This is a genomic window from Rhizobium sp. 01L419, assembly GCF_056400025.1.
Map to the genome: position 1 here is coordinate 273,898 of NZ_JBFTSM010000008.1, position 23,736 is coordinate 297,633.

Here is a 23,736-nt window from a genome sequence, read left to right on the forward strand (position 1 = left end):
CCCCGATAGCACCATCAGGCGCAAAGAAAGGCTTTTGCCTGGGCTGTTTTTTGGCCTATGAGTGTCGCGCCTTTTTCGAGTAATGGCGCGGCCGGTGACGAACGGTTCCGCGCATCCGGCGGGAACATATGTCGCACAATACATTCGGTCATCTCTTCCGTGTAACCACCTGGGGCGAAAGCCACGGACCAGCGCTCGGCGCCGTCGTAGACGGCTGCCCTCCGGGGCTGCGCTTCAAACTCGAGGACCTGCAAGTCTGGCTCGACAAGCGCAAGCCCGGCCAGAGCCGCTTCGTGACCCAGCGGCGCGAAGACGACCTTGTGAAGGTTCTCTCCGGCGTGATGATGGACGCCGACGGAGAGACGATGATCACCACCGGCACGCCGATTTCCATGCAGATCGAGAATACCGACCAGCGTTCCAAGGACTATGGCGAGATCGCCCGGCAGTATCGCCCCGGCCATGCCGATTTCAGCTATGACGTGAAATACGGAATCCGCGACTATCGCGGCGGCGGTCGTTCCTCGGCGCGCGAAACCGCTGCCCGCGTTGCAGCCGGCGGCATTGCCCGGCTCGTCGTACCCGGCGTGTCCGTCCGTGGCGCGCTGGTGCAGATCGGCAAACACAAGATCAACCGCGCCAACTGGGACTGGGATCAGGTCGGGCAGAACCCGTTCTTCTCTCCCGATGCCGAGATCGTACCCGTCTGGGAAGAGTATCTCGACGGCATCCGCAAGGCGGGCTCCTCCATCGGCGCCGTCATCGAAGTGATCGCAGAAGGCGTTCCGGCGGGCCTCGGTGCGCCGATCTATAGCAAGCTCGACCAGGATATCGCTTCGTTGCTGATGTCGATCAACGCTGTCAAGGGCGTGGAGATCGGCAATGGTTTTGCCGCCGCAGAGACGAGCGGCGAAGACAATGCCGACGAGATGCGGATGGGCAATGACGGCACGCCGATCTTCCTGTCCAACAATGCCGGCGGTATTCTCGGCGGCATTTCGACCGGCCAGCCGGTCGTCGCCCGTTTTGCCGTCAAGCCCACCTCCTCCATTCTCACAGAACGGCAGTCGATCGATGCCGACGGCAAGAATGTCGATATTCGAACCAAGGGCCGTCATGACCCCTGCGTAGGCATTCGCGCCGTGCCGATCGGCGAGGCGATGATTGCCTGCGCCATTGCCGACCATTATCTTCGCGACCGCGGCCAGACCGGCCGGCTGAAATAGGAATTGTCCCATGTCTTATGACCAGAAGCGCGTCGTTGACGCTATCCGGGCTTTCGAAGCCGGCGAGATCGTCGTCGTCATGGACGACAATGACCGTGAAAACGAAGGCGACCTGATCGTCGCTGCCGTGCATGCGACGCCCGAAAAGATGGCTTTCATCGTGCGCCACACGTCAGGGATCGTCTGCGCGCCGATGCCGAAAGAGGAAGCCAAGCGGCTGAACCTCAACGCCATGGTGGCGGAAAACGATTCCGCCCATACGACCGCCTTCACGGTTTCCGTCGATTTCAAGCACGGTACGACGACGGGCATCTCCGCCGACGACCGCACGCTGACGGTACGCAACCTTGCGAACCCGAATGTCGGTGCGTCAGATTTCGTGCGTCCCGGCCACATCTTCCCGCTGGTCTCCCGCGAAGGCGGCGTGCTGATGCGCTCCGGCCATACGGAGGCTGCTGTCGATCTCTGCAAGCTTGCCGGGCTGCCGCCAATCGGTGTTATCAGTGAACTCGTCAATGACGACGGCACGGTGACACGCGGCCCGCAGGTGGTGGATTTCGCCGAACAGCATGGGCTGAAACTCCTCTCGGTCGCCGACCTCATCGCCTATCGCCAGCGCAAGGAAACGCTGATCGAGCTCGGCTCCAGCTTCGATATCGAGACTCCGTTCGGCAAGGCCAAGGCGCACACCTACGCCCTGCCCTGGGACCCGATGCAGCATCTCGCCGTCGTCTTCGGCGATATCCGTGATGGCGTCGATATTCCAGTGCGCCTGCATCCGGAAAACGTCGCGGACGACCTGTTCGGCAAACGCAAGCCGGTCGATTTCTACATGCAGAAGATTGCCGAACAGGGGCGTGGCGTCATCGTCTACCTGCGTGAAGGCTCGGTAGGCGTCGGCCATTACGACAACGGCCGCAAGGCCCGCAGCCAGGGCCGCGAGGCACACGCCGAAGCGCAGACACGCGACAATGAATGGCTGGAAATCGGCCTCGGTGCGCAGATCCTTAAGGATCTCGGCGTCAGCTCAATCACGCTGATGACCAGCCGCGAACGGCACTATGTCGGCCTGGAAGGATTCGGGATCAAGATTTCGAAGACAGAGATCTGCTGATTGCTCCTTCTCCCAGAGGGGAGAAGGAATTATCCCTTCCAGCCGTCCAGATAGACGACTTTTTCCACGCCGGCGAAGCGCGCCAGGCGCTCGAGCTCCGCTTCCAGCTTTTCCAGCCGGCCCGCAGATGCCTTCACGCGTGGTTCCAGCCACAGCCGCTTAACATCCAGCGTGCCCTTCTTCCTGTCGGCCTTCATGTCGATGCGGCCGATAAGCCTGTCGCCTTCCAAAAGCGGGAAAACGTAATAGCCGTATTCCCGCTTCGGCTCGGGCACGAAGATCTCGATGCGGTAGAAGAAACCGAACAGGCGTTCGGTCCGGTTCCTGTCCCTGATCATCGGATCAAAGGGGCTGAGCACCCGGATTCGTGCCGGTGCCTCGGGGTAAGTATCCGTTGTATCTATGAAATCGGTGAAAGCCCATGAGGAACGTGGCTTGCCGCCGAGAGCCGGTTCGATCAGCACTTCAATCAATTCGTCTCGGTGTTCGCATACCCAGGCCTTCGCCTCGTCCGGCGAGAGCAGATCCCAGAAGGCGGCGATTTCGCCATGGGTGGCAAAGCCCAGACGAGTGAGCGCGCTGCGGCAGGCCCAGTCGACGAAATCCTCGCGGCTGACCTCAGGCTCGTGGAACTCGGCGGGGATGACGCGCTCGACAAGATCATAGATCTTCTGGAAGTTGGAGCGGCCGGCGATGGCGAATTTGCCGGTACGCCAGAAATATTCGAGCGCCGTCTTGTTCGGGTGCCAGTTCCACCAGCCACCAGAGACGTGACCATCCGCCTTCATGTCGCGCGCCAGGATCGCCCCGTCCTTCACCACCCGCTCATAGGTTTCCTCGAAGGAGGCCTCGAAGCCCTCGCCACGCCATTTGCGCCAGCGTTCGACGATCGCCACTTCTTCGTCGCGAAATTTGTGCTTCCAGTATTTGAAGAAGGTGCTCGGCAGGATGGAAGCATCATGCGTCCAGTGCTCGAAGAGAGCGCCTTCCTTCTCCAGGAGCGCGGTCAAATGTTCACGTCGGTATGTCTGATTGCGTGAGAAGAGGATCTGGTGGTGGGCGCGCTCCACCGTCTGGATGCTGTCCACCTGCACGAAGCCGAGATCGTGAATGAGTTCCAACAGGCCGGCCTTGGTCAGCGCGCGGTTCGGAGGCGCACTCAACCCCTGCTTGGCGAGGAAGATACGGCGGGCATCGGAATTGGACAGCAGATTCGTCATGCAGCGATCATAGCGCGGAAAATCTTCCTAGCTACCCGATACCATATTCGAGCCAACTTGATTTTGATCCTTTATCGCACGGCCACTGCCTTATAGAAGCAGGAATTCAAACAAGGGGACCATACTTGGATATTCGTTTCGAGAGCGCTGGCGCCAGTTTCGGAGCAAGGGTCGCGGTCGAGCCACTCACACTCTCTCTTACCGAAAACCGGCTGGGCGTCATCGGCCTCAACGGTTCGGGCAAGACGACCTTCGCACGGATGATCAACGGGCTTATGAAACCGACCACTGGCAAGGTCCTGGTCAACGGGCGCGACACACTTCATGAAAAGACGGCGCTTGCCGATGTCGGCTTCATCTTCCAGTCGCCGCAAAACCAGATCATCCTGCCTATCGTCAAGGACGATATTGCCTTCGGACTCAAGGGCCGCGGATTTACGAAAGCGGAGATAGAGAGAAAGGTCGAGCTCGTTCTTGCCCGCTTCAACGCCGAGGAACTGGCCGTTCGCCGTGCTCACGAGCTTTCGGGTGGCGAGTTGCAGCTCGCAGCCCTCTGCTCGGTGCTGGCGACCGGACCCAATATCCTGATCCTCGACGAGCCGACCAATCAGCTCGACCTGCGAAACCGGGCACTCGTGCAGAAGACCATCGACGGGCTGGAAGAGAATGTCCTGGTCATCACCCATGATCTCGAATTGATATTAGGTTTCGAGCGAGTGCTTCTGTTCCATGAAGGCAAATTGGCGGCCGATGCGCCGGCGGCCGAAGCGATCGCCCTCTACAGGGAGCTCGCAGCCTGATGCAGTCGCTTTATGTCGAAGGCAACAGTGCCCTGCACCGGCTTTCGCCGCGGGCAAAGATCTTCTCGCTCTTCCTGCTTGGCTTTGTGCTCTTCGTCGGGGACAATCTTCCGCTGCTTGCCATCGTCACCCTGCTGACCGCACTTATCTATCGCAGCATCGGCCTGCCGCTGAAGGAGTCGGTCCTCCGGCTGCGTCCGATCTTCCTGACGATTGCGGTCGTGGCGCTCTTTACCCTCATCGTCAATCCCTGGCATGACGCGCTGGCGACACTCTTGAGATTGACGGCGCTGATGCTGTTTGCCGCCGCAGTGACCGCGACGACAACAATCACCCAGTTCATGGATGAGATAACCGCGCTTGCCCGGCCGCTGGAACGGACCGGCTGGGTGAAGGCGGACGATATTGGCCTCGCGGTCGGGCTCGTGCTGCGCTTCGTGCCGGAGATTATCAATCGCTACCACGCGATCAGCGAGGCGCACGCGGCACGCGGACTGAAAGTCCGGCCGACGACGATCCTGACCCCGCTCATCATTTTGACGCTACGGGATGCGGATAACATTGCAGCGGCGATTGACGCGCGCGGCATTCGGCGGCATGTCAGTTAACGATTTATGAATTGGAGATCACGATGAGCACACGCGACCTCGTTCTTGCCGCTCTTTTTGCCGCTGTTATCGTGGCTCTCGGTCTGCTGCCGCCCATCTATCTCGGCTTCATACCGGTGCCGATCACCGCGCAATCGCTGGGCGTCATGATGGCAGGCGTCGTGCTTGGCGCAAGACGCGCCACGATTTCCGTGCTGATCGTGCTGCTGCTTGTTGCAATGACACTGCCGGTGCTTTCGGGCGGCCGTGGCGGATATGCCGCCTTCGTGGCTCCGACATCAGGCTTCCTGTTCGGCTGGGTCTTTGCCGCTTTCGTGACGGGCTTCCTCAGCGAGCGTCTGGTTCATGGCAACCAGTCCGGCCTCGTGCAGACGGTCAGCTTCTTCCTCGCCGCCATGATCGGCGGCATCGTCGTGCTCTATGCTTTCGGTATCGCCTATCTGGCTTTTGCTGCCAATATCGGTCTGCAGCAGGCCTTTATCGGCAGCATGGTCTTCATTCCGGGCGACGTCATCAAGGCCTTTGTCGCAGCGCTCGTCGGCCGGGCCGTCATGGTAGGCTATCCGCTGCTGCCGATCCGTATCTAATCGAGAAAACTATAGAGCCAGTCGCGGGTCTCTTCGGGGAGTGCGGCGGGCGAACCATCGTCGCTGGTGCGTGCCTGCCAGATGATCTCTACCTCGGCGACACGCTCGTCCTCAATCTCGAAGGAGATGAGAAAGCCGATGGAACGTACGCCGATCTTGTCGACGCCAGCGATGAAGGTCACCGTCTCGTGATAGTGCAGCGGGCGATGAAGGATGCAGGAAACCTTGCTGGCAGTATAGACGGGCTCGTCTTCCACTGTTGGCCTCGACGACCAGAAGCTCGCAAGTACGGATTCGGCATAGGAAATATAGGAGGCCAGAAACATCTGGCCGTTCATGTCCACATCACGAAACGGTACGCGCAATTCCACCATGTCCGGGCGGTTCGTCTTACTCATTTACAGGTCTGCCTTGCAGGTTATCACCATGACCCTAGCATGGGGTCCGTCGAAGTAAACGAAACAATTAAAATAGCGTAAACGGGAGGATGCGAGCGTTAATTGCGACGATGCGGCTTGTTGAAATCGACGCGCAGCGCTCCATCTGCTGTGGATCATGACATTTGCGACCGATAGAGTGCCTGCATGAGCACCCGTCTTTACGAACACCCCATCTTTCTCGAGCACGTGACGCCGTCAGGCCATCCCGAGCGCTCCGACCGCATCCGCGCGCTCAATGTCGCGCTGGAGCATCCGAATTTCGAACGTCTCGATCGAAAGGAAGCCCCGCAGGCGAATGAAGACGCCGTACTGCTTGCCCATCCGGAGGAGCATCTGATCGCCGTCATGCGGCAGATCCCGGAAGAGGAAGACAAGATCAACCAGCTCGAAGCGGATACCTATGCCAGCCAGAAGAGCCTGCAGGCGGCTCTGACCGGCGTCGGTGGAGCGATGGCTGCCGTCGACGACGTGTTCCGGGGCAAGGCGGACAATGTGTTCGTCGCGGCGCGCCCACCGGGTCACCATGCCGAAAAGATGACGGCGATGGGCTTTTGCTTCTTCAACAATGCAGCGATCGCCGCCCGCCATGCGCAGAAGGTTCACGGCGCAGAACGCGTCGCCATCGTCGACTGGGACGTCCACCACGGCAACGGCACGCAGGATATCTTCTGGGACGATCCCTCCGTGCTTTTCTGTTCCACCCATCAGATGCCGCTTTATCCCGGGACCGGCGCCAAGGACGAGAATGGCGCGCATGGCACGATCGTCAATGCGCCGCTTTCGCCCAATGTCGGCAGCGACCATTTCCGCGAGGCTTTCAAGTCGCGCGTGCTGCCGGCACTCAACGATTTCAGGCCCGATCTCATCATCATCTCCGCCGGTTTCGATGCGCATCACCGTGATCCGCTGGCGCAGATCAACCTGACGGGTGAGGATTTCGACTGGGCAACGGGCCGGCTTCTGGAGGTTGCCGATCGCAGCGCCAATAACCGGGTCGTCAGCCTGCTGGAAGGCGGCTATGATCTGGAAGGACTCGCCGAGTCGGCGGGTATGCATATCCTCAGAATGATGAAGGGTTGAGAATGACTGACAGCGCCAAGCCGGAGGTTTCCGGTCTTTCCTTCGAAAAGGCGGTTGCCGAACTCGAAAGCATCGTGGCCCGCCTGGAACGCGGCGACGTGGCGCTGGATGAATCCATCGAGATCTACGAGCGCGGCGAAGCGCTGAAGAAGCATTGCGAAACGCTGCTCTCGGCCGCCGAAAACCGCATCGAGAAGATCCGCCTCGACCGCGCCGGCAAGCCGCAGGGCGTGGAGCCGCTCGACGGCGCCTGAGGCACAGCAACCATCTCTTCCAAGGCTCTTGGCTGCAAGCTTCCTGTCGATCTATGATCCCTCGACAACATCAGGGGAACAGAAGAAATGACGGACAGATTGAAGGGCAAGGTCGCCATTGTCTCAGGCGGTGCTACCGGCATGGGCGGCGCGGCATCGAAGCTGTTTGCGGCTGAGGGTGCGCACGTCGCCATCATCGACCGCAATGGCGACGCAGCGGCGGAGACCGTCAACGAGATCCGCGCGGCCGGCGGCGAGGCCGATTGCTGGACGGCTGATGTTTCGGATGAAGTGGCCGTCAATGCTGCCGTGGCAGGCGTCGAGGAACGTTATGGCCCGGTTACGGTGCTCTTCAACCATGCCGGCACGATCGTCATCAAGCCGTTCCTGGAAACCACGCTGGAGGAATGGGACTGGCTGCACGCCGTCAACGTACGCTCCATGTTCCTGATGACGAAGGCGGTGCTGCCCAAGATGATCGAGGCCGGCGGCGGCTCTATCGTCTGCACCTCCTCGATCTCTGCCGTCGCGGCAACGCCGATGGAAGTGCTCTACGATACGACCAAGGGCGCCGTGCATATGTTTGCGCGCGCCATCGCGGTGGAATTCCGCGACCGTAACATCCGCTGCAATGCCGTCTGCCCCGGCTTCATCCGTACGCCGCACGGCCTGCGCGAGGTGAAGGAATTGCAGGCGCATGGCGTGGATGTGTCCGACGCTGCTATTGCCGCGCAGCAGGGCCGGATCGGCGAGCCGGAAGATGTCGCCCGAGCCGCACTCTATCTCGCCAGCGATGAATCGCTCTTCGTCAACGGTGCCCATCTTTTCGTCGATAACGGCTTCACCGCGATCTGAAGGCTTCACGACGATCTCAGAAACTGGCCCTTTCGCCACAGACCGGCAGGCGCTATCTGTGGCTTAGGCCCTTGTGATCGGAGTTCGCCATGTCCTTTTTCCCCGGTAAAGATCCCCTGCCCGGCGACGCCTTCGCCTGTGACGCGATCGAGAACCTGATCATTCCGCGCACCAGCGATATCGGTGGTTTCCAGGTGCGGCGCGCCCTGCCGACGCGCCAGCGCCGGCTTGTCGGGCCGTTCATCTTCTTTGACCGCATGGGGCCGGCGATCCTGAAGCCCGACGAGGCGCTGGATGTGAAGCCGCATCCGCATATCGGGCTTTCGACGGTCACCTATCTCTTCGACGGCGAAATCCGCCATCTCGACAGCCTCGGCACGGAAAAGGTCATCCGCCCCGGTGACATCAACCTGATGACGGCCGGCCGCGGCATCGTGCATTCCGAGCGCACGCCGGACAATCTGCGCGGCCATTCGCTTTCCATGTCCGGCCTCCAGACATGGCTGGCGCTGCCCGGCGACAAGGAAGAAATCGATCCCTCCTTTACCCATACTGAAAAAAGCGACATGCCGCTGATCGAGGATGGCGGTGTCACCGGCCGTGTCGTGATCGGCTCCTTCGAAGGGCTTACTTCGCCGGTGAAGGTCTTCACCGATACGCTCTATGCCGACATTTCCCTGCAGCCTGGCGCGAAATTTCCTTTCGGTGCGGCGCACGAGGAACGGGCCGTCTACGTGCTTGCGGGCGAGGTCGTCATTGCCGGCGACAGGTTCGCGCCAGACCAGCTTCTCGTGTTCCGGCCGGGCGATGCGATCACGCTGGAAGCCGGCACTCAGGGCTGTCATCTGATGCTGTTCGGAGGTGCCGCGCTGAACTCCAAGCGCTACATATGGTGGAATTTCGTCTCCTCCTCGAAGGAGCGGATCGAGAAGGCCAAGGAGGAATGGCGCACCGGCCGCTTCGACATCGTCCCCGGCGACGAAGAGGAATTCGTGCCTTTGCCGGAGGGCTGAAGTGCTCTAAGGTGAAAAACTTGCGGTTATGCAAAAGTAGTTGTTTTGCCGCAATTCAATCGAATAAAGCAAAGCCGATCAGTCAAAGAAGAGCGCCCGCCCGTGACACAATCCCCGAAGACCCCGCTGCTCGATCAGGTCGCCTATCCTGCCGACCTGCGCAAGCTCGAGGATCGCGATCTGCCGCAGCTTGCACGCGAAGTCAGGGACGAAATGATCGATGCCGTCTCCCGCACTGGCGGGCATCTCGGCGCAGGTCTTGGGGTGGTGGAACTGACGATCGCCATCCACAGCGTCTTCAATACGCCGGACGACCGACTGATCTTCGACGTCGGCCACCAGTGTTATCCGCACAAGATCCTGACCGGACGCCGCGACCGCATCCGCACGCTACGCCAGGAAAACGGCCTTTCGGGCTTCACCCGCCGGGCAGAGAGCGAATACGATCCCTTTGGTGCTGCGCACTCCTCGACCTCGATTTCGGCCGGTCTCGGCATGGCGGTCGCTGCCGATATCGACAAGACGGACCGCCGCGTCATCGCCGTCATCGGCGACGGAGCGCTGTCGGCCGGCATGGCCTATGAGGCGCTGAACAATGCTGGCGCGCTGGACGCGCGGCTGATCGTCATCCTCAACGACAACGACATGTCGATCGCTCCACCGACGGGGGCGATGAGCGCCTATCTCGCCCGCCTTGCTTCCGGGCGCACCTATATGGGCTTCCGCGACTTCGGCAAGAAACTGACGGCCTATCTCGGCAAGAACATCGACCGCGCCATCACCCGCGCCGTCGAGCATGCCCGCGGCTACGTGACCGGCGGGACGATGTTCGAGGAGATGGGCTTCTACCATATCGGCCCGATCGATGGACATTCCTTCGATCATCTTCTGCCTGTGCTGCGCAACGTGCGCGACAATGCCAATGGCCCGGTGCTGATCCATATCGTCACCCAGAAGGGCAAGGGCTATGCGCCGGCGGAAGCCGCCGCCGACAAATATCACGGCGTCAACAAATTCGATGTCATCACCGGCGCGCAGGCGAAGGTGAAGCCGAATGCGCCGAGCTATACCAATGTCTTTGCCGAAACGCTGGTCCAGGAAGCGACACTCGACGACCGCGTCGTCGGTATCACGGCCGCCATGCCGAGCGGCACCGGCCTTGATAGATTCGCCGAGATCTTCCCGTCACGCTATTTCGATGTCGGCATTGCCGAACAGCATGCCGTGACCTTCGCCGCCGGCCTTGCCGCCGAAGGCTTCAAGCCGTTTGCGGCGCTCTATTCGACCTTCCTGCAACGCGCCTATGACCAGGTTGTGCATGATGTGGCGATACAGGGTCTGCCGGTACGCTTCCCGATTGACCGCGCCGGTTTCGTCGGTGCTGATGGACCGACACATGCCGGCTCCTTCGACACCGCCTTCCTGGCCACCCTGCCCGGCTTCGTGGTGATGGCGGCTGCCGACGAGGCCGAGCTCAAGCATATGGTGCGCACAGCCGTCGCCTATGATGCCGGCCCGATCTCGTTCCGCTATCCGCGCGGCGAAGGTGTGGGCGTCGACATGCCGGAGCGCGGCCAGATCCTGGAGATCGGCCGGGGGCGCATCGTCAAGGAAGGCACCAAGGTGGCGCTTCTCTCCTTCGGCACGCGGCTTGCCGACTGTCTGCTGGCAGCCGAGGACCTCGATGCCGCAGGCCTCTCGACCACGGTTGCCGATGCGCGCTTCGCAAAGCCGCTCGACCACGCCCTGATCCGCCAGCTTGCACGCCATCACGAAATCCTCATCACCGTGGAAGAAGGTTCCGTCGGCGGCTTCGGAAGTCAGGTCATGCAATTCATGGCGACGGATGGGCTGCTCGACCGCGGGCTGAAGGTTCGCACACTCGTGATGCCCGATATCTGGATGGAGCAGGCAAAGCCGGAAGCGATGATCGGTCATGCGGGGCTCGATCGCGCCGGCATCGTCTCGACTGTCTTCAACGCACTCGGACGCGGTGTTGCGGTGGGCGTGGCCGGTTAAGTCAGCACACCGACCCGCATCTCTCAATTCCGGCCTCTTGCCGTCGCGGTGGAAGATCATTCCGCCGTGATGCAACGCATCGTCGATGAAATCGCCATTGGCGATAAAGCCTGCCTCTGCCCTTCCCAATTCCGTCGCAACTATGTCCGCGTGCACATTTTTGCTGAATTGCTCCAAGGTCACAAAAAGAAAGGGCGGCAATGAATGCCGCCCTGCCCCATTTGTCATTCGCGAGAGTAGCTCTCAGAATTCGGTCCAGTCTTCCTGGACAACAGCAGCGGCGGCCGTTGCCTGCTTGCCGCCGAAAGCCCTGGTGACTTTGCTGGCGAGTGCGCGGGCGGGAGACGCGACCGGGCGGGATGCCGGGGTCGCGGCAACGGTCCTCTGGACCGGAGCAGCAGCCTGGGTGCCGAGCTTGAACTGGCGTAGCAGGTCGTCGAGGGCGGAGGCTTCCTGGGCAAGCGCGTGGCTGGCGGCCGTCTGTTCTTCGACCATGGCGGCGTTCTGCTGTGTACCCTGGTCCATGTTGTTGACCGCAGTATTGATCTCCTGCAGGCCGATGGACTGTTCGCGGGTGGCCGTGACGATCGCGCCGACGTGGTGGTTGATTTCCTGAACCTCGGCGACGATCGCTTCCAGCGCCTTTCCGGTTTCACCGACGAGGCCGACGCCGGAATTGACCTGTTCGCTGGAGGTGTTGATCAGTGCCTTGATTTCCTTGGCGGCGTTTGCGGACCGCTGAGCGAGTTCACGTACCTCCTGTGCGACGACGGCAAAACCCTTGCCGGCTTCACCGGCACGGGCGGCCTCGACGCCGGCGTTCAGCGCCAGGAGGTTGGTCTGGAAGGCGATGTCGTCGATAACGCCGATGATGTTGGAGATCTCGCCCGAGGACTTTTCGATCTGCTGCATGGCCGAAACCGCCCTGCGGACGACCTCACCGGACTTTTCAGCGCCGAGGCGGGTGCGCTCGACGAGGTTGCCGACATCTTCGGCGCGCTTGGCGGAGTCGCGGACCGTGGTCGTGACCTCTTCGAGAGCGGCTGCGGTCTCTTCGACGGCAGCGGCCTGCTGTTCGGTGCGGTGGGCGAGATCGTCGGCGGCAGAGCGGATTTCACCGGCGCCGGCATTGATGGCCGAAGCGTTGCGGCCGACCGACTGCAGGGCGGCCTGCAGCTTCTCGACGGCATTGTTGAAGTCGTTGCGCAGGCTGTCGTATTGCGGGGCGAACGGCGCTTGGATACGGGCTGCGACATCGCCAACGGCAAGGCCTGCAAGGCCGCCGGCCAGAGCTTCGACGGCGAAACGGATCTCGCCTTCTTCGCGGGCCTTCTGCTCGTCGCTCATCTGGCGCTGACGTTCGGCTTCGCCGCGCATGCGATCGGTTTCGCCGGCAAGATGCTGCTTTTCGATGGCGGCTTCCTTGAAGACCAGTACCGACTGAGCCATGCGGCCGACTTCGTCCTGACGGCCGGTTGCCGGAACTTCGACATTGTGGTCGCCGCCGGCGAGGCGGTCCATGGCCGTCGTCATGCCGACGATCGGGCGAACGATGGTGCGCGACAAGGCCCAGGCGAGACCGGCGGCGGCAAGCGCTGCAGCAATGCCACCAGCCACCAGCGTGGTCTTGAGGTCGCTGTTGGCCTCAAGCTGAGCTTCAGCAAGAGACTCGGACTTTTCGCGGGCAAGCGACTTGATCTTGGCGGAAGCGGCGCGGAAGCCGTCGAGCTGGCCCTTGGTGGCGTTGACACCGATCTTGACGACCTCTGCGATCGGCGTTTCGGTTTCCTTGCGGGCCTTGGCCTGCGGCTCGGCGAGCTCATGGAAATAAAGGTCTGCAGCCTTCTGCATGTCGTCGATCATCGACACGACCTCAGGCTGGGAAGAAGCGGTCTGCTTGGCGGCGGCAATTGCCTTTAGCATCCGCTCGCGGTTGGCGAAGATGTCGCCATAGGTGCTGTCACTGCGGAAGAGGATGAAACCGCGCAGGTTGACGGCCTGCTCGAGCATGGCCTGCAACGCGTCGTCGATCTGGTTGACCAGACGCTCGGATTTCTCCTGCTCGGCGGAGGCGCTCGCCGAAGTCGTTGCCTTGGAATAGACGAAAGCGGAAACGGATACGAAAATAAGGATGAGTGCTGCGAACGTGGCCGCAAGCTTACCGTTCAAGGATATGTTTCGAGCGAACATCGGTCAATTTCTCCTGGCGACATCAGGCGCGACAAGGGGCAACCGCGCGAGGTGCGCAGCCACAAGACTTCTTGATGAGGAACATGATCGGCGGGGAGGACGCGAGAGCCTTCATGGCACGAAGCGATTCAATTGAACCGCTGCAATCAAAGCGAACCTATGCGGGCAGGATTTAAAATTGTTTAAATTTGTGCATCGCAGCACATATCGGTTTAGTTTATTGCGGTTCCGGCGATATGAGGCTGTACTAGGGTGCCCGCTGTGCCAACAAAATGCTTGCAACCGGCGGCTTTGACGGTCATTCACAGCCGATGTCCGATCATAACAGCCAGCGCCTCGACCAACTCCTCGTCACCCTCGGCCTCTTTGCGAGCCGTTCGCGGGCCCGAGACGCCATTTCACGCGGCACGGTGAAGGTCGCCGGGAAGGTGGTGACGAAGGCTGGTGCCGTCTTCAGCCCGGATGCGGCAATCGAGATCGACGATCCGGCGCAGGATTATGTTTCGCGCGCAGCGTTAAAGCTGGTGGCGGCGCTCGATCACTTCGGGCTCGACCCGGCAGGACGGCACTGTCTCGATGTCGGCGCTTCGACTGGCGGCTTCACCGAAGTGCTGCTGGGGCGGGGGGCCGCGCATGTGACGGCAATCGATGTCGGCCACGGGCAGATGCATCCGAGGATATCAGCCGATCCGCGGGTGACCAATATCGAGGGACTCAATGCCCGCAATCTCACGGCTGAGGATATCGGCCAGCCCGTGGATTTCGTCGTCTCCGACGTCTCCTTCATCTCGCTGAAGCTGGCGCTTGCCCCGGCGCTCGATATTGCCGAGGTCAATGCGCTCGCCGCCATCCTCGTCAAACCGCAATTCGAGGCGGGGCGCGAGGCGATCGGCAAGGGCGGACTGCTCAAGGATCCGGCTTCCGGGCCCGATGTGGCGGCAGAACTCGAACGCTGGTTCACCGAAGACATGGGCTGGAAGAGTTTTGGGCTCATCCCTTCACCCATCTCGGGCGGCGACGGCAATCAGGAATTTCTACTGGCAGGGACAAAAGCGTGAGCACGGAAACAATCACCATCGACAGGCTCGGCGCGCAGGGCGACGGTATTGCCAACGGCAAGGACGGGCCTGTCTATGTGCCCTTCACGCTGCCGGGCGAGACGGTGGCGATCGCCCGCGTCAAGAGCCAGGGCACGGTCATGTCGATCGCCTCGGCCTCCGCCGACCGACAGGAACCGCCCTGCCGGCATTTCGGGCCAGACGGCGTCAACGGCACCTGCGGTGGCTGCACGCTGCAGCACATGGCGGATGTGCCTTACCGGGCTTTCAAGCGGCAACTCGTCATCGATGCGTTGAAATCGAAGGGATTGACGCCCGAGGTCGGCGAGATCGTCGCCGCGCATCCCGGCGAGCGGCGCCGGGTGGTCTTCGCTGCGCGAAAGACCGAAAAAGACATGCTTGTTGGATTCAACCAGGCTGAAAGTCATCACATCGTCGCCATCGAGGAATGTCCCATCTCGTCGGCGGGGATCATCTCCCGGCTGCCGGCGATCAAGGCTGTCGGGGCGGCAGTCGCGACCAATGCGGATGTCTTCCGCATCTCAGTTCTGGAGACCCTGTCCGGCCTCGATCTCGCGGTAGAAGGCGTCAAGAAGCTGTCGGACCAGCAGCGTCGCAAGACGGTGGAGGTCATACTCGGCCTTCGCGGCATCGCCCGCGTTTCGCTCGATGGTGAAATCCTGATCGAGCCTGCCAAGCCGGTTGTCGAGTTCGGCGGTATCAAGGTCTCTCCGCCTGCCGGCGGCTTCACGCAGGCGACGAAGCCTGCTGAAGAGGCGATGGCAGAGCTGGTGCTTGCGCATGTCGGCAAGGCCAAGCGGATCACCGATCTCTTTGCCGGCGCCGGCACTTTTTCCCTGCAGCTTGCCCGCATCGGCCGCGTGCATGCCGTCGAGGGCGATGGCAAGGCGATCGCGGCTCTCGACCATGCGGCGCGCAATACGCAGGGCCTGAAGCCCGTGACCGTCGAAAAGCGTGATCTCTTCCGCCGCCCGCTGATGACCTCGGAGCTGAAAGTCTATGACGCCGTCGTCTTCGATCCGCCGCGAGCGGGCGCAGAATTCCAGTGTAAGGAACTGGCGCGCTCGATAGTTAAGAAGGTGGTGGCCGTGAGCTGCAACCCGCTGACGCTTGCCCGCGACCTCGCCATCCTCGTCGAGGGCGGCTACCGGATCACCTCGGTCACGCCCATCGACCAGTTCCTCTGGACCTCGCATGTCGAGGTCGTGGCGACGCTCGAGAAATAGGCCGCCGTCAGGCAACCTTTTCGCCGGCGAGATAGCGGCCGAGTTGGTCCAACTGTCCGGCGATGCCGGCCTGGCGGTATTCCACCTTGTCGCCACCATCAAGGATGGTGATCTGCTCGGTGACGACGACATGCGTGCCTTCGGCGACCGGCGTCAGGCTGATGGTCGTCAGTGACGAGGAGATGCGGCGTTCGTTATGCGACATCGTATAGGCGTAGACGATGCGGCGATCCCTGACGATATCCTCATAGCGGGCGTCGGCGACATATTCGTCGCTCTTGCCAAAGTTGAACCGGCTGATATCGCGGCCGCCGACGCGGAAATCATTCTCCGTATAGGTAGTGGTGAAGTCCTCGCCGATCGCCTCCCACTGCAGGCGCGCCTTCGGATCGGACCAGGCGGCGAAAACGCGTGGAGCCGGCACGTCATAAGTGCGTTCGATGGAGAAGGTGGAATGAAGGGTGCTGTACTCTTCCTGCATGGTCTTACTCCTTTTCGTTCTGCTTCCCAGGCTTGTCAGGCATTTCCGGATTGGCTTCGAGATATACGCCCAGACTGTCGAGACGATGCTCCCAGAGCGTACGGCGCTCGTTGATCCAGGCCTCGGCAGAGCGCAGCGCCTGCGGTTCGATCCGGCAGGTGCGCACGCGGCCTGCTTTTTCCGAGCGCACAAGGCCACTTGCTTCCAGCATCTGCAGATGCTGGAGGACCGAAGGCAGTGCCATTGAGAGTGGCTCGGCCAGCTCTTTCACGGAAGCAGGCCCTTTGCAGAGCCGGTCCACCATGCTGCGGCGGGCGGGGTCCGCCAGCGCCTGAAACATCAAATCAAGGGCATGCGATTGGTTAGGCATATGCCTAACTATAGATGGAGCAGGACGAGAGTCAATAAATAGTTTGGCAAATACCTAACTATCCGAAATCGAGGAAAATACAGTTGATGTGCTTCGAGCTGCGGTCCTTCAAAACGGCTTCGCAGCGCGGGGGTTAAGCGCGCTGCGAACGGGCGATTGCCGTTGAATGGATTCGGACAAGGGGGTCGTACGAAACACGTCAAACGCCCGGACGGTCGGGGGATCCGTCTTCCATTCAATAGTTAGATTATACTTAAAAAAGACCTTAAATTCGCACCCGAGAATGCCCACCGATTTTTAGGGTATCAGCGGCGCATGAAGGCCTCGAAGGCCGCGCGCGCTTCAGCAGTTTTCAGGCGGGCGGCGAAATGACGGGCCTCTTCATCGATGCGGGCGATGACCTCTTCCCGCGGGCCACGAACGAGGTCGCGGGCGATGTTCAACGCTTCCGGTGGTTTGGCGGCAAGCTTTGCGGCTGCAGCTAGCGCCTGCTTTTCAACCTCTTCCGGGCTCGTCACCTTCCAGATGAGACCGGCTTGCCTCGCATCATCGGCCGTAAAGGGCTCTCCGGCGACGAGCATGGCAAAGGCGCGCTGGTGCCCCATGATACGCGGAGCGATCAGGCTGGAACCCGCCTCAGGCACCAGTGCCAGATCGACGAAGGGTGTGCGGAATTGGCTGCGGTCGGAGGCGATCGTCAGGTCGCAATGCAGGTTGAGCGTCGTGCCGATGCCGATTGCAAGACCGTCGACTCCAGAGACGAGAGGCTTTTCGGCATTGACGAGAGCATAGAGGAAATCGATCAACTCCTCTCCGATGTTGCCGCCCATGGCCGTGGCGAGAAAATCGCCGATGTCGTTGCCGGCCGAAAAGCAGCCTTCCGTGCCGAGGAAGACCGTCACCCTGATCCCGGCATCGCTATTTGCGGCATTCAGGGCATCCGTCATTTTGCGATACATGTCGCGGGTAAAGGCATTCTTCTTTTCCGGCCGGTTGAAGCGGATGATCTGGACGGCCGGATGTTCGGCGGATCGCTCGATGATAATGGGATCGCTCATTTTCAGCTCCTCAGACAAGGACGGTGCGGGCCGCAGCAAGGCTCTCGGCGCCATTGACGATGCGATCTTTCAACGCCGCCGTTTCGGACAATAGGTTTTCAGCGGCAAAGCGGCAGAGCAAGATGCGGCCCGCGCCTGCTCCATCCGCCGTGCGGGCAAGGCCGCCTTTGGCGAGATAGCAGCCGGTCAGGGCGAGGCCGAAGAGACGCTGATAGGAAGTTGCACCCGACAGGGCCTCGGCCGATTTGCCTTCGGCGAGGCTGGACAGCAGCCAATCTGTTGCCGCCTCCAGATCTGCAAGCGCGGATTCCAACCTGTCGGCCGTCGCGCCGAAACCGTCGAGGTTTGAACTGCGGACAGCCTCGGCGATCGCCTTGAGTTCGACAATGAAACCCTTGACCTGCTCCCCACCCGACAAGGGTAACTTGCGGGTGACGAGATCGATCGCCTGAATGCCGTTCGTGCCTTCATAGATCGGGGCGATGCGGGCATCACGCAGATAGCGGGCAGCGCCCGTCTCCTCGATGAAGCCCATGCCGCCATGGACCTGGATACCGAGGGATGCAACATCGACGCCGGCATCCGTCGCGAAGGATTTGGCGACCGGCGTCAGGAGAGCGGCGCGCTCCTGCCAGTGTCCGCGTCGCCCGGTGGCGCGATGGGCCATGTCGATCGCGTGCGCGCAGGCATAGGCGATGGCGCGCGAGCCTTGCGTCAGTGCCTTCATGGTCAGCAGCATGCGTGCGACATCGGGGTGTTCGATGATCGGGCTCATGCCCGATCCGCTCCAGCCCGGCGCCTTGCCCTGCGTGCGCTCCTTTGCGTAGGCGATCGCCTTCTGGGTCGCTGCCTCGCAGATCGCGACACCCTGCATGCCGACGGCCAGGCGGGCATTGTTCATCATCGTGAACATGCAGGCAAGGCCCTTGTTCTCCTCGCCGATCAGCCAGCCGACAGCGCCTTTCTCCTCGCCGAATTTTCCGTCGCCGTAGATCATGGTGCAGGTGGGCGAACCGTGAATGCCGAGCTTATGCTCCAGCGAATGGCAGTAGAGATCGTTGCGAGCACCGAGCGAGCCGTCGTCATGGACCAGGAATTTCGGCACGAGGAAGAGCGAAATGCCGCGCGTGCCATCAGGGGCATCCGGCAGGCGGGCGAGAACGAGATGGATGATGTTGTCGGCCGCGTCGTGCTCACCCCAGGTGATGAATATTTTCTGGCCGAAGATGCGGTAGCTGCCATCGTCGCGGCGTTCGGCCCTCGCCCTCAGCACGCCAAGATCGGAGCCGGCATGTGGTTCCGTCAAGTTCATGGTGCCGGTCCATTCGCCTGACACCATCCGCGCCAGGTATTTCTCCTTGAGAGCGACGCTGCCGTGAACGTTCAGCGCTTCGATGGCCCCCATGGTCAGCGTCGGGCATAGGGCAAAGGCCATGGAGCCGGAATTCCACATTTCCAGCGTTGCGACATTCAGCATATGCGGCAGCGCCTGCCCGCCGAATTCCTCCGGCGCGGTCAGGCCGTTCCAGCCGCCGGCAGCCCAGTTGCGGTAGAGATCGCGCCAGCCGTCCGGCGTTTTCACCTCACCATTGGAGAGGCGGGCGCCCTGACGGTCGCCGATGTCGGCGAGAGGGGCAACTTCCTCCGTGGCAAATCGTCCCGCCTCGGCAAGGATGGCATCGACGAGATCCTCGCCGAGATCGCCCATAATGCCGCTGTCGATCGCTTCTGCCATGCCGGCGACATGCTTCAGCGTGAATACGATTTCCTCGGCAGGCGCCTTATACATCCTATTTTCCTCCGCATTCAGCCCGCGTGCGGCAAAGCCGGTCCGCAAGCGCCTCCACCCTGAGAGCTAATTGATTTTTACGTAAACGTCAATTTGGTTTCGGTCGATAACCATGATCGAGAGCGCCTTTTCGCTTGTGCACTTGCACAAACAAACGTCATGGAGAATCTCTAAGCGTGTCGCGATCTTTCAGATCCGCTGTCACGCTTTAGGCCTTTGTTTTGACGCATGTCGTTGCCGCAAAATCGCTACACAGTTTTGCGCGACATGCTTTAGTAGGATTGATCGCTTTCGCGAGAGGATCGGCAATAATGGATACCTTGCCTGTCAACATACCCGGCCTTGTATGGGCCTATCGTTTCTCGCCGGAAAGCAAGAAGGCCGTGCGGCTGCAAAACAGCGCGACGGCCGCGGAGCTGACCGCGGACGACGGTTTCTATTGGCTGCATCTCAACCTCGCCGATGCCCGCGTGCCCGCCCTCCTCGACACGCTCGGCGTGATGGATGACGCCAAGTCGGCGCTGACCACGCGCGACACGCACGCGATCCTGACCGTCGATGAACAGATGCTCTACGGCACGCTGGTGGACTGCCAGCGCGAATTCGACCAGGACACGGCCGATCTCGGCTGGCTGCATTTCGCCATCTCCGACCGTTTCATCATCACCACGCGCCTGCAGCCGCTGAGAAGCGTGGAGCGGACACGCGTGATGATCGAGAAGAATGCGGGCAAGTTCACCCGTCCCGTCGACCTCTTCGAGCTGCTTGTGACCGAGTTCCAGCGGACGCTGATTTCCGTCGTCATGGAGCTCACCGAAGAGCTCAACCTGATCGAGGATTTCGTCTACGACAACGCCCCGCGTGACGAACGCCGCAGGCTTGCTCCCGTCCGCCGCACGATCGTGCGTCTGCACCGCCACCTGCGCACGGTCCTCGCGTTGATGCGGCGAGCGGCAGCCTCCGACGAAGACGAAATGCCCTTCGGCTTCGACGATATTGCCGGACGACTGACGAGCCGGCTGGAAACAGTCGACCACGATGTCTATGCGCTGCAGGACCGTGCAAGACTGCTTCATGAAGAAATCGACTCCAAGCTCTCCTCGGAGACGAACCGCCACCTTTACATCCTGTCGATCATGACGGCCTTCCTGTTGCCGCCGACACTGGTGACCGGCTTCTTCGGCATGAACACGGCGAACCTGCCCTTCGCCGTCGGAGACTACGGTACGGAATATGCCGTGGGGCTCATCCTCGCCTCCATCGCTTTGGCTTGGTGGCTCTTGAAGAGAGTGGATATTCTCTGAACGAAAACGCCCGACTCGAAGGCCGGGCGTTCTGACTCGATCTCTGCTTTCGCCTCAATAGTAGGGCGAATAGCACTGCTGTCGCGGGCCGTTATAGGGTTGGAACGTATTGTCGTAGACCCTGTAGGAACGGTAGCGGCTTTCGCACCAGCCGACATGGCTCGGATTGATGCCCGAGGGAGCCGGTGCAGGCGCGTAGTAGCGCGGCTGAGCGGCGATGGCGCCGCCGATGACGGCACCGGCGCCGAAGGCTGCCAGCGGATACCAGTAGCCGTTATAGTGGCGATAACCAGGACGATAATAGGAATAGCCGCGATAGCCGCCGTACCAGCCAGAGCGATAGGCTGGACGGTAGCCAGGATAGTAGCCTGGGCGATAACCGGGACGATAACCAGACCGATAACCGGGCCGATAGTAACGGCGGTATTGGACGTTTTCGACAGGCGAAGATTTTTCCACCTGCGGGGCGGCGGGCATCTGAATTGCCTGCGACGGCACAAAGCTCGTCACAACGACGGCGGCGGCCATAACCGCAGTCGCAACCTTCTTACTCAGCCCAAACATTCGTATCTCCGATCAAGAGCGAAAAAAGCCTGCTCGATAACGGATAAAATGGGAAACTGTTCCCAAAAGACCCGAAAACGGCATCTACGCTCTATTTTTACCGAAGGCGAAATGAACCGGACATTAACCGGTCATGAACGCTCTCAGGCAACGACCGAGAGCTTTGCCTGATCGCCCTGCAGCCGGTTGACCATGAAGTTCGAATACCATTCGAGGAACTGCATGACGCCGCCTTCGTGGACCGAAGAATAGGGACCGGGCTCGTAGGCCGGCGAGCGGATGCCGAAGGCGTTTTCTTCGACGATGCGGCGGTCCTGATCGTTGGTCTCGGTCCAGACGTGGGTCAATTCCTCAAGGTTATAGTCGACGCCTTCGACCGCATCCTTATGGACAATCCATTTTGTCGTCACCGCCGTCTCGTTGGCGCTGAGCGGCAGCACGCGGAAGGAGATGGCGTGGTCACCGAGCAGATGATTCCAGGTCGTCGGATAGTGGAAGAGCAGCATGGTGCCGATGTGGCCGATCTTCACGTCGTCGGAGAGCGGACGCTTGACGGCGGGCCTACCGGACATGGTGTAGCTCTCGGCGTCTTCGATGAGCGGCATGCGGGCGGTGCGGAACTGTCCGTCCGGCGAAATCTGGAACTTGCTCGGCAGACCGGCTGCTTCACAGCGCGCCCAATGGCCGGCAATCTCCGGATCGTCGGCACCACCATCCGTGCCGGTCACGCTCGGCGCTTCCGGATAGGTGCGGCAAAGCTCGGGGTGGTTTGCGGCGCAGTGATAGCACTCGCGGTTATTCTCCCAGACGAGCTTCCAGTTGCCCTTCTCGATGATGGTGCTCTGGAAGGCGATCTTGGCCTCACCGATGTGGTGGGGTGCCATATAGGGCTCGATCTTGTCGCGCACGGCCTGGAAGTCCGGCGCGACATTGGCGAGGCAGATGAAGACGTAACCGGAGACGATTTCGCAATGGACCGGTTTCAGCCCAAAGCCGCTCTTGTCGAAATCATCGCCCATGTGGCGCGCGAAGGCGAGCTTGCCGTCGAGATCGTAGGTCCACTGGTGATAGGGGCAGACAAGACGAACCGAAGAGCCGTGTTCCTTGGTGCAGACGCGCGAGCCGCGATGGCGACAGCTGTTGTGGAAGGCACGAACAATGTTGTCGCGTCCCCGCACGATGACGACAGGATACTCGCCGATCTGGACGGTGAAGTAGGCGCCCGGTTTTGGCAGCTCGCAATCATGGCCAACGAAAAGCCAATCGCGATAGTAGATCATCTCCATATCCAGACGGAAATAATCCTCGTCGGTATAGAAGGGCTGTTCGAGGCTGAAACCCTCGCGGCGGCTCTTGAGCTGGCGCAAAACGTTGCTGCGAATATCCATCTGCCTATCCTCGTGCATGCGGCTGCCACCCTGTTGAAGCACGGCAGCGGAAGCGCGCCGGCTTCCCTCTCCCTCCGGAGAACTGGTCATGGCGTCATTTAATCACCGAGCATGCCAGCCGCTTGGTTGTAAAGCGACATCGGCTTCGAAATTGACGACAGGGAGCCGGCGATCCCCGAAATCATTCCATTCCGCCTTGATCATCGTCAATTGCGACATTGCGCGGGGCCTGGCTGCAAGCAAATCCAATGCAGCAGGCTACCAATATCCTATTTGCGACACTCCTTGATGAAGCCTGCCCCGGTTCAGTCGCCACCCGCCGATTTTAACAGGGCGTTAAACATGAAATCCTATCCTTGCAGATGACCGACACAGCGGAAGACTGCGAAAGCCATGGCCAAACTCCGATATTTCGACACGCGAGACGAGACCAAGCCCCCCGAGCCGCGGCTTTTCGCCAAACATTCGGAATTCCTGCGCACCGGCCGCATCAGCCGCCGCCGCGAGGATTGGCTGCCGGAAGAGCGTCGTTATCTCACCCATGAGGAGGTCGCTGAAAAGACTGCGCGCAAGCTGCAGGTTGCCGGTGAAAAAACCCACCAGAATATCAACGGCTTCCACCGCGCGATCCAGTTTCCGAAGTTGATCTTCCACCGGACGCTGGCCGACAGCCCCCATCTTGGCTACTGCCACGTTACGGCCGCGCGCACCAAATTCGCCCGCTACAACGAAGTGGCCTGGGCCTTCTACATTGCCAACTTCTATTCCGACATCGGCGACAACGACAATTTCTTCGACAATATCGCGGTACAGAATTCCCGCATGTATTTCGCCGTAGCGGTCAAGCCGGGAGAAAGCACGCCGGAGAAGATGGTGGTCGACCGCTCCGTGCGTGGCAATGGCCTGCTCTTCCGCACCAACGATCCGCAGATCGCCATCCGCAACATCCTCCTGCTCGGCGCCCGCAACGAACAGCTTCGCCAGATCATCCGCCAGCTGTAGGTCCACCCGTTCTGGGCGGGATTGATCGCGCCGCAAGGAAGGCCTAATGACTGCCGCAGTAAAACCGGG

At 60.9% G+C, this 23,736-nt stretch carries 23 protein-coding genes; 14 read left to right on the forward strand and 9 right to left on the reverse strand.

The genetic code is table 11. The features are described from left to right. The first annotated feature begins 128 nt into the window (after positions 1-128). Together aroC and ribB are read left to right on the forward strand one after the other, a co-directional pair. Positions 129-1,226, forward strand: a complete 1,098-nt coding sequence (gene aroC, locus AC1DUP_RS18135; protein ID WP_113297214.1) for a chorismate synthase — start codon at positions 129-131, stop codon at positions 1,224-1,226. 10 nt (positions 1,227-1,236) lie between these two features. Next, complete coding sequence (gene ribB, locus AC1DUP_RS18140) at positions 1,237-2,340, forward strand: 3,4-dihydroxy-2-butanone-4-phosphate synthase (RefSeq protein WP_113309858.1); 1,104 nt, start codon at positions 1,237-1,239, stop codon at positions 2,338-2,340. 29 nt (positions 2,341-2,369) lie between these two features. Here the strand turns inward: ribB and AC1DUP_RS18145 are convergent, their stop codons facing one another. Next, complete coding sequence (locus AC1DUP_RS18145) at positions 2,370-3,560, reverse strand: winged helix-turn-helix domain-containing protein (RefSeq protein WP_477833548.1); 1,191 nt, start codon at positions 3,558-3,560, stop codon at positions 2,370-2,372. 125 nt (positions 3,561-3,685) lie between these two features. Between AC1DUP_RS18145 and AC1DUP_RS18150 the strand changes: the two genes are divergently transcribed. From AC1DUP_RS18150 to AC1DUP_RS18160, 3 genes are read left to right on the forward strand one after another with little or no spacing between them, the layout of a single operon-like run. Then, complete coding sequence (locus AC1DUP_RS18150) at positions 3,686-4,360, forward strand: energy-coupling factor ABC transporter ATP-binding protein (protein WP_477833550.1); 675 nt, start codon at positions 3,686-3,688, stop codon at positions 4,358-4,360. Next, positions 4,360-4,968 (forward strand): CbiQ family ECF transporter T component, encoded by a 609-nt coding sequence (locus tag AC1DUP_RS18155; protein WP_477833552.1) that lies wholly within the window; start codon positions 4,360-4,362, stop codon positions 4,966-4,968. Before AC1DUP_RS18150 ends, AC1DUP_RS18155 begins: the two co-directional genes overlap by 1 nt. Before the next feature lie 23 nt (positions 4,969-4,991). Beyond that, positions 4,992-5,555 carry a biotin transporter BioY gene (locus tag AC1DUP_RS18160; protein WP_113297219.1) on the forward strand — a complete coding sequence of 188 codons (564 nt, stop codon included), beginning with the start codon at positions 4,992-4,994 and terminating at the stop codon, positions 5,553-5,555. Here the strand turns inward: AC1DUP_RS18160 and AC1DUP_RS18165 are convergent. Next, positions 5,552-5,953 carry a hotdog domain-containing protein gene (locus AC1DUP_RS18165; protein ID WP_115035602.1) on the reverse strand — a complete coding sequence of 134 codons (402 nt, stop codon included), beginning with the start codon at positions 5,951-5,953 and terminating at the stop codon, positions 5,552-5,554. The two genes, AC1DUP_RS18160 and AC1DUP_RS18165, sit on opposite strands and share 4 nt — an antisense overlap. Before the next feature lie 186 nt (positions 5,954-6,139). On the opposite strand from AC1DUP_RS18165, the gene AC1DUP_RS18170 reads away from it, so the two are divergent. The 5 genes from AC1DUP_RS18170 (at position 6,140) to dxs (ending at position 11,216) form a co-directional block, all read left to right on the forward strand. Next, positions 6,140-7,075, forward strand: a complete 936-nt coding sequence (locus AC1DUP_RS18170; protein WP_477833554.1) for a histone deacetylase family protein — start codon at positions 6,140-6,142, stop codon at positions 7,073-7,075. A gap of 2 nt (positions 7,076-7,077) precedes the next feature. Continuing rightward, positions 7,078-7,329, forward strand: a complete 252-nt coding sequence (locus AC1DUP_RS18175; protein WP_003545921.1) for an exodeoxyribonuclease VII small subunit — start codon at positions 7,078-7,080, stop codon at positions 7,327-7,329. Between the two features lie 87 nt (positions 7,330-7,416). Continuing rightward, positions 7,417-8,184, forward strand: coding sequence for an SDR family NAD(P)-dependent oxidoreductase (locus tag AC1DUP_RS18180; RefSeq protein ID WP_477833556.1), 768 nt, complete (start codon positions 7,417-7,419; stop codon positions 8,182-8,184). Positions 8,185-8,273: 89 nt separating this feature from the next. Continuing rightward, on the forward strand, positions 8,274-9,197 hold the full coding sequence (locus AC1DUP_RS18185) for a pirin family protein (protein WP_477833558.1): 924 nt from the start codon (positions 8,274-8,276) through the stop codon (positions 9,195-9,197). Between the two features lie 102 nt (positions 9,198-9,299). Further along, the gene (gene dxs / locus AC1DUP_RS18190; RefSeq protein ID WP_477833560.1) at positions 9,300-11,216 is read left to right on the forward strand and encodes a 1-deoxy-D-xylulose-5-phosphate synthase; all 1,917 of its coding nucleotides are present in this window, start codon (positions 9,300-9,302) and stop codon (positions 11,214-11,216) included. Between the two features lie 243 nt (positions 11,217-11,459). Here dxs and AC1DUP_RS18195 read toward each other — a convergent pair whose 3' ends face one another. Further along, a complete protein-coding gene (locus AC1DUP_RS18195; protein ID WP_113297226.1) occupies positions 11,460-13,406 on the reverse strand; it encodes a methyl-accepting chemotaxis protein in 1,947 nt (648 codons plus the stop codon). A gap of 311 nt (positions 13,407-13,717) precedes the next feature. Here AC1DUP_RS18195 and AC1DUP_RS18200 point away from each other — a divergent pair, with 311 nt between their 5' ends. Then, positions 13,718-14,464 (forward strand): TlyA family RNA methyltransferase, encoded by a 747-nt coding sequence (locus tag AC1DUP_RS18200; protein ID WP_113310722.1) that lies wholly within the window; start codon positions 13,718-13,720, stop codon positions 14,462-14,464. Beyond that, entirely contained in the window at positions 14,461-15,711 is a 1,251-nt protein-coding gene (locus AC1DUP_RS18205; protein ID WP_477833563.1) for a class I SAM-dependent RNA methyltransferase, read from the forward strand. The genes AC1DUP_RS18200 and AC1DUP_RS18205 overlap by 4 nt, the downstream gene beginning before the upstream one ends. A 7-nt stretch (positions 15,712-15,718) precedes the next feature. Here AC1DUP_RS18205 and AC1DUP_RS18210 read toward each other — a convergent pair whose 3' ends face one another. From AC1DUP_RS18210 to AC1DUP_RS18225, 4 genes are all read right to left on the reverse strand, one after another. Beyond that, positions 15,719-16,192 carry an SRPBCC family protein gene (locus tag AC1DUP_RS18210; RefSeq protein WP_477833565.1) on the reverse strand — a complete coding sequence of 158 codons (474 nt, stop codon included), beginning with the start codon at positions 16,190-16,192 and terminating at the stop codon, positions 15,719-15,721. Between the two features lie 4 nt (positions 16,193-16,196). Beyond that, complete coding sequence (locus tag AC1DUP_RS18215; RefSeq protein WP_477833567.1) at positions 16,197-16,562, reverse strand: ArsR/SmtB family transcription factor; 366 nt, start codon at positions 16,560-16,562, stop codon at positions 16,197-16,199. A gap of 305 nt (positions 16,563-16,867) precedes the next feature. Then, positions 16,868-17,620, reverse strand: a complete 753-nt coding sequence (locus tag AC1DUP_RS18220) for a crotonase/enoyl-CoA hydratase family protein (protein WP_477833569.1) — start codon at positions 17,618-17,620, stop codon at positions 16,868-16,870. A 10-nt stretch (positions 17,621-17,630) separates the two neighbouring features. Beyond that, on the reverse strand, positions 17,631-19,409 hold the full coding sequence (locus AC1DUP_RS18225) for an acyl-CoA dehydrogenase family protein (RefSeq protein WP_115035608.1): 1,779 nt from the start codon (positions 19,407-19,409) through the stop codon (positions 17,631-17,633). Positions 19,410-19,720: 311 nt separating this feature from the next. On the opposite strand from AC1DUP_RS18225, the gene AC1DUP_RS18230 reads away from it, so the two are divergent. After that, a complete protein-coding gene (locus AC1DUP_RS18230) occupies positions 19,721-20,713 on the forward strand; it encodes a transporter (RefSeq protein ID WP_113509625.1) in 993 nt (330 codons plus the stop codon). A gap of 54 nt (positions 20,714-20,767) precedes the next feature. On the opposite strand, the gene AC1DUP_RS18235 is transcribed toward AC1DUP_RS18230, so the two are convergent. Both AC1DUP_RS18235 and AC1DUP_RS18240 read right to left on the reverse strand, forming a co-directional pair. Continuing rightward, positions 20,768-21,277, reverse strand: a complete 510-nt coding sequence (locus AC1DUP_RS18235; RefSeq protein WP_115035609.1) for a BA14K family protein — start codon at positions 21,275-21,277, stop codon at positions 20,768-20,770. A gap of 143 nt (positions 21,278-21,420) precedes the next feature. Beyond that, entirely contained in the window at positions 21,421-22,665 is a 1,245-nt protein-coding gene (locus AC1DUP_RS18240) for an aromatic ring-hydroxylating oxygenase subunit alpha (protein WP_113297234.1), read from the reverse strand. Between the two features lie 393 nt (positions 22,666-23,058). On the opposite strand from AC1DUP_RS18240, the gene AC1DUP_RS18245 reads away from it, so the two are divergent. Next, positions 23,059-23,667: a DUF6656 family protein gene (locus AC1DUP_RS18245; protein ID WP_113297235.1), complete on the forward strand. Its 609-nt coding sequence runs from the start codon at positions 23,059-23,061 to the stop codon at positions 23,665-23,667. Positions 23,668-23,736 lie beyond the last annotated feature (69 nt).